Source organism: Nostoc sp. DedQUE12b (assembly GCF_034530835.1).
Taxonomy (GTDB): domain Bacteria; phylum Cyanobacteriota; class Cyanobacteriia; order Cyanobacteriales; family Nostocaceae; genus Nostoc.
Genome location: NZ_JAVRCI010000078.1, coordinates 19,643 through 31,058, shown reverse-complemented (window position 1 = coordinate 31,058; position 11,416 = coordinate 19,643). Strand labels below are relative to the sequence as shown.

General features: G+C 42.6%; 9 protein-coding genes. 6 read left to right on the top strand and 3 right to left on the bottom strand.

Translation table 11 applies throughout. The features are described from left to right. From RMY16_RS26945 to RMY16_RS26935, 3 genes are all read left to right on the top strand, one after another. Positions 1-1,728: serine/threonine-protein kinase (locus RMY16_RS26945; protein WP_322738934.1), on the top strand; the 1,728-nt coding region annotated here is incomplete at its 5' end. Positions 1,729-2,097: 369 nt separating this feature from the next. Beyond that, entirely contained in the window at positions 2,098-2,661 is a 564-nt protein-coding gene (locus RMY16_RS26940) for a pentapeptide repeat-containing protein (RefSeq protein WP_322668912.1), read from the top strand. 280 nt (positions 2,662-2,941) lie between these two features. After that, positions 2,942-4,138, top strand: coding sequence for a M20 family metallopeptidase (locus RMY16_RS26935; RefSeq protein ID WP_322738933.1), 1,197 nt, complete (start codon positions 2,942-2,944; stop codon positions 4,136-4,138). Between the two features lie 81 nt (positions 4,139-4,219). Here RMY16_RS26935 and RMY16_RS26930 read toward each other — a convergent pair whose 3' ends face one another. The 3 genes from RMY16_RS26930 to RMY16_RS26920 form a co-directional block, all read right to left on the bottom strand. Continuing rightward, a complete protein-coding gene (locus tag RMY16_RS26930; RefSeq protein ID WP_322738932.1) occupies positions 4,220-5,272 on the bottom strand; it encodes a hemerythrin domain-containing protein in 1,053 nt (350 codons plus the stop codon). Positions 5,273-5,500: 228 nt separating this feature from the next. Next, positions 5,501-6,961, bottom strand: a complete 1,461-nt coding sequence (locus RMY16_RS26925; protein ID WP_322738931.1) for an ABC transporter substrate-binding protein — start codon at positions 6,959-6,961, stop codon at positions 5,501-5,503. Positions 6,962-7,033: 72 nt separating this feature from the next. Next, on the bottom strand, positions 7,034-8,404 hold the full coding sequence (locus tag RMY16_RS26920) for a serine/threonine-protein kinase (RefSeq protein WP_322738930.1): 1,371 nt from the start codon (positions 8,402-8,404) through the stop codon (positions 7,034-7,036). Between the two features lie 286 nt (positions 8,405-8,690). Between RMY16_RS26920 and RMY16_RS26915 the strand changes: the two genes are divergently transcribed. The 3 genes from RMY16_RS26915 to RMY16_RS26905 all read left to right on the top strand — a co-directional run bounded on the left by RMY16_RS26915 (position 8,691) and on the right by RMY16_RS26905 (position 11,412). Continuing rightward, positions 8,691-9,362 (top strand): DUF6597 domain-containing transcriptional factor, encoded by a 672-nt coding sequence (locus tag RMY16_RS26915; RefSeq protein WP_322738929.1) that lies wholly within the window; start codon positions 8,691-8,693, stop codon positions 9,360-9,362. Positions 9,363-9,469: 107 nt separating this feature from the next. Further along, positions 9,470-9,949 carry a GNAT family N-acetyltransferase gene (locus tag RMY16_RS26910; protein WP_322668239.1) on the top strand — a complete coding sequence of 160 codons (480 nt, stop codon included), beginning with the start codon at positions 9,470-9,472 and terminating at the stop codon, positions 9,947-9,949. A gap of 584 nt (positions 9,950-10,533) precedes the next feature. Continuing rightward, positions 10,534-11,412, top strand: a complete 879-nt coding sequence (locus tag RMY16_RS26905) for a phosphotransferase (RefSeq protein ID WP_322738928.1) — start codon at positions 10,534-10,536, stop codon at positions 11,410-11,412. Positions 11,413-11,416 lie beyond the last annotated feature (4 nt).

The following is an 11,416-nucleotide window of genomic DNA, read 5'->3' as shown; positions in this document are numbered from 1 at the left end:
ATAAATCCTGATTGTCAACGTCCTTATCCTCAGCCTTGGGGAAACAAATTTTGCAACAGCTGTGGCGCACCGCTAGAGTTGTTAGACCGCTATGTTCCACTTCAGCCATTAGGATCGGGAGGATTTGCTCAAATCTACACAGTTTGGGATGAAAAAACTCAAACAGAGAAAGTGCTGAAGGTGTTGGTAGAAGATTCACCAAAGGCACTGGAGTTATTTACCCAAGAAGCGGCGGTTTTATCTAGTTTGCACCATCCAGGTGTCCCCAGAGTCGATGCCGAAGGGTATTTTCAGGTACAACTGTTTAACCCCAAACCGCACCAACTGCCTTGCCTGGTAATGGAAAAGATCAATGGGCAAACTTTAGAGGAGATATTAAAAAAGTTTCCCCAAGGGTGTCCAGAGAGTTTGGTTTTAAACTGGTTTGTCCAAGCTGTGCAGATTTTACAAGAATTACACAAGCGTCAGATTCTTCACCGGGATATCAAACCTTCTAATTTAATGCTGGGCAGTTCTTCGCCATCTTTAACCCCGTCTCAAGGGCAAATAGAGGGCGATCGCTTGGTACTAATTGATTTTGGCGGGGCGAAACAATTTAGCGCCTCTAAGCTGCGTTCTGTGTCTAGTTCCACGCGATTATTTTCTTCTGGCTACAGTCCACCAGAGCAAGTGACTGGAGGTATTGTTGGGCCAAGTGCCGATTTTTATGCTCTTGGTCGAACGGTGATTGAACTACTAACAGGCAAATATCCGCTAGAGTTGGAAGACCAGCAAACGGGTAAATTGCGCTGGCGAACTGTGGTGAATGTCAACCCGCAACTAGCAGATTTGCTGGATGAGATGGTGCAGGAGGATGTGCGATCGCGTCCAGCAAATGCAGCTATAATTCAAAAACGTTTGGCGAAGATTTCTCAACCATTACCGCCGCCAGGATTATTTGCCCAACTACGAGACAAAATTAAGCTTGCCTCAACGCAAGTTTTCCAGAGATTTACACTGATAACACAAGCTATTGAACAAGTTTTAGCTAACTTTAGCCTAGCTGTCACCAAAACCGTTATTTTTATCGCTCAGACAATCATTAAAATTTTCCGAGCTTGTTTGGCGACGATTTGGGCGATCATTCTAAGTACTATCGGCGCTTGTTTTGGTGCGATCGCTGGTTTTATTTTGGCCTATCGTACCAGCTTGGGGCCTCAGGTTGTGGAATTGATTGGGCGTCAGCTAAACCAATTAGTACCAAATACTCAACCAGTCTTCGGGGCAGATATTTTGGTGTTCGTCGCCGCAGGCTGGGGAACCGCATGGGGACTGACAGTATCCGGGTGTTTTGGTCAACGGCGGCGGTTTTTAGTGGCTTCCCTGATGGGCATGATTAGCTATGGCTTCGGCTGGTTAATTTTGCAATTAATCACCCCAAAAGATAGCGGCGAGGGCTTAGTGGCAGTGATTTTAGTGGCAGTTTGCCTACTTACCTTGAGTTTAGGACTTCGCAGCCATCATGTAGTGTACGCTGTGTTCGCAGCCTTTGGCAGTGCGATCGCCTATGCAGTTTTAATTCTTTTGAAGTTAGCACCTCCAATTTTCCAATTTACCAATCAACCAGCTTGGTCAGACTTACAGTTGTCTCTGACTTTTTTTGGTTCTGTAGGCTTCTTTATCAGCTTCTGGTTAGGAGTGAGTTATTACCTAATTGTCCCTGGACTGCGCCTTTTAGGATGGCGATGAAGAAAGCAGGGGGGCAGCACTTCGACTACGCTCAGTGACCAGGGAGCAGGGGGGCAGGGGGGCAGGGGAGCAGGGGAAGAATTAATAATCAATTCCCAATGCCTAAAAACAAGATCCCCCTAGTCGTATTTTTATCGAGCTAGGGGGATCACATATTTGGTAGTCTATAATTGGTTCGGTATAGTTCCTTACGATTTGATTCTATAGCCTATATTTCTGTTTGAGTAGTCTTACTATTAGAATTTATAGTATTTTTACAGCTTCTTAATCAATGCTTCATCCCTGTACTTCCTTAGAGAAGCAGTATATGTAAGGATGACAGTACGTGATGTTCGTAACTTGTCATTTTTGTAAATATCAGTAAAAAATATGAAACTTAAGATTGTTGCCACCGTCGTCCTGTTAGCTTGTTTAGGGTTTGCAAAGCAGGCTCTTGCGTTAAATCAGCTAGATTTGGATCAGTTGAAGGCAACAAGTGCTTGTCCTCGGTGTAATTTGAGTGGTGCTGACCTAACTAAGCTGAATCTAATTGGAGCAAATTTGCGAGGAGCTGACTTGAGCAGCGCTACATTATCTCAAGCTAATCTCACGAATGCCGATCTCACCGGTGCAAATTTAGAAGGTGCGATTCTGAATTCGGCGAATCTCAGTGGTGCTTCTTTAACAGGAGCAAATTTAAAATCAGCATCCCTGGAAAATGCTGATCTGTCTTTTGCCGGCTTCATCAGTGCCAATTTAGAAGCAGCGAACTTAAAAGATGCCAAATTGCAATTTACTAATTTTCGGGGTGCTAACTACCGACTAACAACTTTAAATAATGGTGTCGTCACCTCCGACAAGCCTTATGGCTGGTCGTTAGAGCGTCAAAATCCCAGAGAATGTAACGAGTACAAACCCGAAAATACTCCAGGTACAACCTGCTACTCAAAATAAACTGGGGTATGGGGTATGGGGCATGGGGCATGGGGCATTGGGAATCGAGAAGAGACAAGGTAGACCAGGAAGAGGGGGGGAGATAAGGGAGAGACTTGTTCAATAATTCCCCCTTGTCTTCTTTGTCTCCCCTGCCCCTCTACTCCCTGGTCACTGAGCGTAGTCGAAGTGCTGCTCCCCTGCTCCTCTGCTTGTTCTCAACACTCCTTGTATAGCAAAAGCATTTTGTTTATTAACAGTTCTTTATCATGGGAAAAAAGCCTATAGATTAATTGAATCGATGCTTACCCATATAAAAGACCTAGCAGCAAAACTAGCGCCCCGCTTAATTGAAATTCGCCGCCACATCCACTCTCACCCAGAACTCAGCGGTCAAGAGTACCAAACAGCAGCCTTCGTAGCTGGTGTTTTGTCTTCCAGTGGGCTACACGTACAAGAGGGAGTTGGTAAGACAGGCGTGGTTGGAGAACTCCAAGGCACTAGCCAAAATGGCCGTTTATTGGCAATTCGTACTGATATGGATGCCTTGCCAATTCAAGAAGGCACTAATTTGGAATATGCCTCTCGTGCAGATGGGATTATGCACGCTTGCGGTCACGATGTCCACACCACTGTGGGGTTAGGAACGGCAATGGTGCTGTCCCAAATGGCTGAGGAGTTGGGTGGAAAAGTGCGGTTTTTATTTCAGCCAGCTGAGGAAATTGCTCAAGGGGCAAGCTGGATGGTGAAAGATGGAGCGATGGAAAACGTTTCAGCTTTATTAGGGGTTCATGTTTTCCCTTCTATACCCGCAGGATCTATTGGGGTGCGTTACGGGGCTTTGACAGCCGCCGCTGATGATTTAGAGATTCTGATTATGGGAGAATCTGGACACGGGGCACGTCCCCATGAGGCGATTGATGCGATTTGGATTGCTTGCCAAGTGATTACTGCACTGCAACAAGCCATCAGCCGGACACAAAATCCCTTGCGTCCTGTAGTATTGAGTATCGGGAAAATTAATGGTGGCAGAGCGCCGAATATAATTGCGGATAAAGTGCAGTTATTGGGAACAGTGCGATCGCTCCATCCTGAAACGCGTGCCCATCTTCCAAACTGGATTGAAAACATTGTATCTAATGTTTGCCATACCTACGGGGCAAAGTATCAAGTCAATTATCGCCAAGGTGTACCCAGTGTCCAAAATGATTACGCCCTGACGCAATTGTTACAATCAGCCGCAGAAGAAGCTTGGAGTAGCGATCGCGTTCAAGTACTACCCGAACCTTCCCTTGGTGCTGAAGATTTTTCGATGTATTTGGAACACGTCCCCGGTTCTATGTTTCGTTTGGGCGTAGGCTACAAAGAAAGAATCATTAACCACCCATTACACCATCCCCAATTTGAAGTTGATGAATCTGCTATTATCACTGGGGTTGTCACTATGGCATACACAGCTTATAAATACTGTCAGCAAAACTGTCAGCAAAATTTGTAAACAAAAACTCCCAGCGTTTTTCTGCTGGGAGTTTTTGTTTAACTAACCTTTTTTAGCGGATATAGAAAGCCCAAAAGCATTCTACACATTCGATTCGCTAACAACACCCAATTTCTCTTGAATTCGGGTCTTAGCGGCTTTGAATTCAGTAGCCAGTTGCTCGCTTTCATCGCTGCTCAAGTTGTTACGAATGGCAGCAAACATTGTGCTTTCTTCTTGACGAATATGGTCGCCAACAGCTTCCATCAAGTGTCTAACTTGATCTTTGAATTCAGATGAAGAAGGGCTAATGGCCTTAATTTGGTCTAACACCTGCTTCATTTCAGCTTGTTCATCAAACAGTTCTTGGGTGTTATCTTGACCGTAGAAAGGACGTACTCTTGGATAGACTACTTCCTCTTCAGCTTCAGCGTGGGCGGTTAAATCCTTGTAAATCTGACCGAAGTACTCTTGGATCTTTTGTGGATCGTTGCTTTGTAGTAGTTCGGTGAACAGGGTATTTACCTTGTTGTGATCGAGGCGGATGACATCTTGGATATTTAGATCCTTTTTGTCGCTGTTTTGGGTGACAGCACTACCTACTACACCACTAACTGCGGCCATAGCATCTTGAACACGTGCCCAAATTCCTTGATCTGCATCTTGTCCAGTGAGTTCGCGGACACCCAGAATTTCCAGAATACCTTTGAGTTGCTCTTGGTGAGCGCGGTTCTCAAAGTTAATAGTATTCAATGGCCCAATTGCTAGCAACACATCAGCACCAACTTTTTGAGCAGCTTTGTGAACTATCAAGCCACTCATTACTACTTGATGTTTCAGCAATTCATGCTGAGAGACTTTCTCATACAGGCTTAACTCAGAACCTTTAAACAATTCGCGAGCTTTTTCAATGAATTGTGTAACATTTTGTTTGGGTTCAGCCTGAATCCCATACTGACCAATTACAGTTTCTAAAATACCAAGGTTTTTTTCATCATCTTTGATAAAATTTCGGATGCGATCGGCAATCTCAGCATCAAGCCCTTGCGTCAAAAGCGATTGTTCATTTTCGATGACCAACTGTTGCAGAGCTTTAATACTTGCAAGTTTTACAGCAATTGCATTGCGTTTCGTATCATCTAAAGTAGTTACCATCCGTGTTCTCCTCGGCAAAGTGTTCATAATTCTTACTGATATAACCTTGACACAGAGGTTAGGGAGATTCCATCTTTCTTTTGAGTGATCGCTCTCACAACTCTGGGTAGAAAAATAGAACTTTTCGTTAGAGAAAAATTAAAACAGTTCAGTATGACATTCAAATTGAATAGATTACCTATTTAAAAGCAATCTATATCTTTGGAATGAAAATTAACATCAAAAAAACTACTTCTTATTCAAGAGGGCAAAATCGTAACCAGTTCCACTAGAACAAGACTCACAACGCTCAATTTTGACTAGCATTGCTTCTCCTTGACGCTCCCCGGATGCCGAAAACTGAATCATTCCGGTTGCTCCCGATGTGGAAAAATTGGGATTAGACAATACCCTTTGTAATCCTTCGCGGGTGCTGTCTTCTTTTAAGCCAGCAATAATTGCTTGCAGTGCATCATAAGCTCCCGCTGTTCTCTGATTTACTTGAGCATTCCAAAGCTGAAAGGCATTTTTGGCAAAGGGGTTATCTTTATTAGCATTACGATGCCAATACACAGGTAATACCATTCCTTCGAGATCCTTGCCATTTTGTAAAGTTGTTGCACTGTACATAGTTTCAGAAGCAAACAGTGGCTTTCTACCTTTAACTTCTTGTGCTACCTTGGTGGCAAAATATATATTTCTGATTGAAGGCATTAATAAAAAGCCACTTGCATTTTCTGTTTCTATGGCTTTATCCACAAAAGCTTTAGGATCAAAATTTTTGTCTGCTAAATTGCAAGGCGTACTAATAACGTTGCTACCATATTTTTTGATAGCTTGAGTGTACTTTTCTACAAGTATCTGATTTGATGAAGAGGTTGAATTATCTCTTGAACTACGAACATCGCCACAAATAGCAACATTTCTTGCTTGTCGAGCAATGTAGCGAGAATGAGTATCTACTAAATTATCATATAACGGATTTACATGAAACAAGTAGTTAGTTGTGGAAATATTAGGCTGACTATTTAGTGTATTATTATCTAATTTTTCTGGATTTTCTGCTTGATTTGGTAGCTCGACGGGTAAGACTAAAACCAAACCTTTCTCTTTATATATTTCTACCTTACGTCTAACACCCACGGCAGCTACAAGGCTTTTATCTTGAACTAATTCATTATCTAGCCGTGCAGAATCTTCTCTATTATTAGCACTTGCAATTACAATTTGTAATTTTTTACCATTAATTCCTCCTTGGTTATTAACTTCATTTTGAGCTTGAGCTACACCGCGTAAAATCTCTTCGGCTAAACTAGGATCGAAGCTAATTGGTGCGACGATCGCAACTTTTACAGCTTCTGAATTATCTCTTGCTATTTTGGCATTGTTTAAATAAATTAAAGTTTCTGGATCATTGGGATTATTTTTCAGAGAATCAGTAAATTTTTTAACGGCAGTACTGAAATCTTTCTCAGCAAAAGCTTTAACTCCATCTGTTTTTTCAGGGGATGTTTGCACTTTCACTAAAATCCTTGTACCCAAATTCATTAAGGACGGCTTATTTGTAAATGAAGATGAAGTTTGTGTCTGATCTGATGATGTTACAATAGTAGAAGAAACTTGGTTAATTAGCCATAAAATAGCTGCTACCATTACCCCAGCTATACCAAGTGAAATAAGCAGTCTCAAGTTTTCTTTTTTATTTGTCATGAATAATTATCCAAATTTTACAAAACCTATCTGAGATAAAGAGATTTATCAAGATTGAGCAAAACCAAAAAACTAAAGATATTTAGCAATCAGTTTGTTGATTATTTCAGACACACCCACAATAATAATTGTCAATAAACCTGCCAGTATAACTAGCAATCCTACGAGCAGCAGTCCATTTAAACCAGCTTTGAGAAGATTATTAGTTAAGAGATTTCTGAAAATAAAGACAATGAGTAAATTTGCAATGATAGCAATAAGAATTAAATAAGCTTTTTCTAGAAGTGGGCGAGATTGAATAAAGACTAATCCTCCTAAAATGAGCAACCACAATCCAGAGCTAATCCAAGTAGTTCCAAGAAAACTTATAAGTGCGATCGCTAAAAATGAACTACCCGATCCAGCTATTATTGCTCCAGACAATAATTGACTATTAGAGAATTGCAGTAGATATCGAGTTGATTTATGTTGATTTTGTGGCTGCGATTGAGATCGCAGGGTAGGTGGAATAACTGTAGGAGCTGATGTATACCTTAGCGGTGGCAACTTCTGCAAATCTTGTAAAACAGCCTGTGCAGATTGATAACGCTGTTCGTGATTTTCTTGTAGAGACTTATTAAGAATCATCTCTAATCCTTGACTTATGGGTTGCGTTAAATGCTGCCGCCAATTAGAAGTCCAACCATAGCCTTGTTTCATCCACAAACTTGAAGGAGAGATATTAGTCAGCAGATGAAAGCAAGTTATTCCTAAACTGTAGATATCACTGGAAGGAAAAACTTTACCCGCTTGCATTTGCTCAATTGGTGCATAACCTAATGAACCAATAATTGTCCCCACTGTAGTGTTTGTCGGTTCCGTCTTTTGCTTTGCCACCCCAAAATCAATTAGTACTAATTTCCCATCATTTTGACGGCGAATAATATTTTCTGGTTTAATATCTCGGTGAATTACTTGTTGTTGATGTATGTCTACTAGTACAGATAATAAATCATTTAAAAAATCTCGAATCTTGGCTTCATCAAAAACTCCCTGCTGTTTTAACTCTTGCAACAGATTTTGCCCTTCGATAAACTGCTGCACTAAATAGAGATATTCAGCTTCCTTAAAATATGCATACAAATTGGGAATTTGAAGATGTTCTCCTAGTTCTTTGAGACGTTTTGCCTCTCGTTCAAACAACTCAGTCGCTTTTTTATGTGCCTGACTACCCTGACTGCCATAAAATTGACTTAGAACCAGCTGCTTCACAACACATCGTTCATTGAGCTTGTCTATATCTTCTGCGATATATGTGCGTGCAAACCCTCCTCTCCCTAATGGCGTGATGATTCGGTAACGATTTCTCAATAGCGATAACAACTCTGTGCCACAACTGAGGCAGAAATTTGCCCCGTCAGGATTTTGGGGATTCTCGCAATTAGGATTTAGGCAGCAGACCATATAATTATCGCTGTCATTTTATTAGTTTTTAGAATATACCTTAAATTCTCTACAGGTGTTACATTGTAAAGTCTCTACATAGACAATGACGTAGGCGCAGCCCGCACTTCGACAAGCTCAGTGACCGTCGTAGACATCGCTTCTTGCTCTGCTAATGGACTTCCAGAGAAAAAAACATCCAGTGATTAAAATGATAATCATTTTAAGGAGAGTAAAGTCGTCAAATCATCGGTTTCGGCGGTAGCCTAAAGATGATCTGTTAGTGTTGATTGACTGGCAAAAACAGATGATTTACCAGACTTACCAACCGCGATCGCCACTCTCGCAATTTGTTGAACTGCTCTGGAGTCGAGAAGGTGAGAACTTACCTAAAGCACAGTCTCGATTGTTGCCGATCGGTTCGATGGAGTTGGTTATCAATCTACATGAAGATAGGATTCCACTATTCGATAGCGACCGTCGAGTGCAAATCGGCAGCACCAACGGTATGATGATTTGCGGTACCCATTCTGAAAGCTTCATTATCAACAATGACAGCAAGATATCGATGATGGGCGTACATTTCAAACCTGGGGGCAATACCCCATTTTTTACGTTGCCTGCGGGGGAATTGCACAACCAGAGAATTTCATTAAATGAATTATGGCAGGATCGGGCGGTTGAACTACGCGAGCGCCTTCTAGAATCGCCAACAGTAGCAAGCCGCTTTTGGGTTTTGGAGCAATTTTTGCTGATGGTAATGAAACCGCTAGATCGATATGCCGCGATCGCTATGGCATTGCAAGAGTTTAGGAGATATCCAACCACCAGAGTGAGCGAAGTAACAGATAAAATTGGCTTCAGTGCCCGCCATTTCAACCAACTATTCCGAGATCAAGTGGGGCTAACCCCCAAGCTATACAGAAGGTGTACCCATTACAACTGCGATCGAAACAGATGGCATTCGGACTTTAAGTAATTCAGTGGCTTCAGATGGTCAATTCTGACGGTGTACTTCCCATATCAAAACAACACAAAATTTGCTAGTAGTATTTATGTAACATAATATAACCACATAATACCTCTATGCGAATTGAACCATACGAAGATAACCAACTTGATACCATCAAAAGTCTTTCACTTCGGGCATGGAGTCCGGTCTTTGATTCAATTCAAAAAGCGATGGATATTGAGGTGTACCATTCATTCTACCCTGATGGTTGGCGTGTAAGCCAGCTTAATGCTGTCGAGTCCGTCTGTATTACAAAAGACATGAAGGTATGGGTTGCCATTGACTCTGATTCAACTGTGGGCTTTGTAGCTGTGAAACTCCATTCAGAGAGTAGTATGGGAGAAATCTATATGATTGCCGTTGATCCAGATTATCAACGTCAAGGCATTGGAGCCGCTCTCATAGAGTTCGCTCTGAATTGGATGAAAGCTGCTGGGATGTCCGTTGCTATGGTCGAAACTGGAGGCGATCCTGGCCATGCACCAGCACGTTGTACCTATGAAAAGCTGGGTTTCGGATTGTTACCAATTGCCAGGTACTTCAAGAAGTTGTAAAAGGCATTGAGACAGGATATGGTTAGTGGAAATAAATCTTCAAGGATAAACAAGTTTTGCTTCACCTGATTGGGTGAAGCAGATAGAGGAGGCAATTGCTACCCTAATAAGGCTATGGCAAGACTCTATTAAACAGAGGAAATACGATGTTCTACATTAAGTATCAACTTCTAACTCGACCATAGAACTGGAGCAAAAATCCCTGGTTCGATCTCATGGAATGCAATGAGAGGAATAAACCACAAAACTAGAGAAAACTCTTCTTTAGAGAGAGACTCAATGGGTGGATTGCCTGCTAAAGTACACTTGTATTATTTTGTAGTATAGGTATCTGGTCGCGGCGTTAGCGAGTCTACGAGCGTCGGAGTCCCGCATCATACATAAAATTTGGTGGAGGACTCCGACGCTCCGGTACTGGATACCAGAAATTGTTTTTTAAAATTTGGTGGTGGGTAAAAGCCCCCACCATAACATGATCGATTTTACACCCAGTCCCCAATCCCTAATCCCCAATCTCCAGTCCCTTTTACAAAATATACTTTCCCTGCTATGAGTCACACGCTACAAAGCAAAAAGTCTTCGTCATGTCATCTGAAAATTCAAACCGCACTGCACTCACAGCACGGGCAGTCGCAGCAGCCGTATCGGTTGTTTCTGCCCACGGCGTAAAGGTAGACGCTCCCCATGTACTGAATAATGCTTACTCAGTGCGGGTTTATTTACACCCTGCACCGATTGTTGCCCGTGTCAGTACCGTCACCGCTTTACTCCGTTCGCCAATCGAGTCCTGGCTGGCGCGTGAAATTTCTGTGGCTGAGTTTCTTGCCTCATGCGGCTCTCCAGTCATTGCACCTAGCGATCGCTTACCCGCAATCCCGCACCAGCACGACGGGTTGTTTATGACCTTCTGGCGCTATGTCCAACCTGTCTCTGATCGCCTCCCAGATCCTCAAATTATCGGCCGAATGCTGGCTGAATTACACGCCCTACTGCACGATTATCCCGGCGATCTACCTCTATTAGCACCGCCCCAGAACGATATTCCCCGTGGGCTGGAGCGGTTGAAACAGGCGGGTGATATTTTGACTACAAGTGATTTAACATTGCTGCAAGAAATTTATGATCGCTTATTGCCTCAGTTAGCAACCGATCAACTACAGCCATTACATGGTGATGCCAATGCTTTAAATTTAATCCCCACAGCAGAAGGATGGCTTTGGAACGACTTTGAGGACACTTGCAGGGGGCACATCGCCTGGGACTTGATCAACCTAGATGACGAAGGGAGGTCAGCTTATCCCAACGCGCCTGACTCTAGCGTACTGGAGCCATACATCAAGATGCGACAACTCCACGCGATTGTCTGGGTTTATGCGTTACTACCAGAATTTCCTGATTGGGCTGAATATGCCAAAGTGATGCTGAATAACCTACGCGATCACAAGCACTATCTCAACGAATAGAATC

Bases quoted from the DNA above. Each gene is read 5' to 3' on its own strand.
- RMY16_RS26915 (WP_322738929.1), top strand. From the start codon at position 8,691: ATGATTTACCAGACTTACCAACCGCGATCGCCACTCTCGCAATTTGTT.
- RMY16_RS26930 (WP_322738932.1), bottom strand. From the start codon at position 5,272: ATGGTAACTACTTTAGATGATACGAAACGCAATGCAATTGCTGTAAAA.
- RMY16_RS26925 (WP_322738931.1), bottom strand. From the start codon at position 6,961: ATGACAAATAAAAAAGAAAACTTGAGACTGCTTATTTCACTTGGTATA.
- RMY16_RS26935 (WP_322738933.1), top strand. From the start codon at position 2,942: ATGCTTACCCATATAAAAGACCTAGCAGCAAAACTAGCGCCCCGCTTA.
- RMY16_RS26910 (WP_322668239.1), top strand. From the start codon at position 9,470: ATGCGAATTGAACCATACGAAGATAACCAACTTGATACCATCAAAAGT.
- RMY16_RS26905 (WP_322738928.1), top strand. From the start codon at position 10,534: ATGTCATCTGAAAATTCAAACCGCACTGCACTCACAGCACGGGCAGTC.
- RMY16_RS26940 (WP_322668912.1), top strand. From the start codon at position 2,098: ATGAAACTTAAGATTGTTGCCACCGTCGTCCTGTTAGCTTGTTTAGGG.
- RMY16_RS26920 (WP_322738930.1), bottom strand. From the start codon at position 8,404: ATGGTCTGCTGCCTAAATCCTAATTGCGAGAATCCCCAAAATCCTGAC.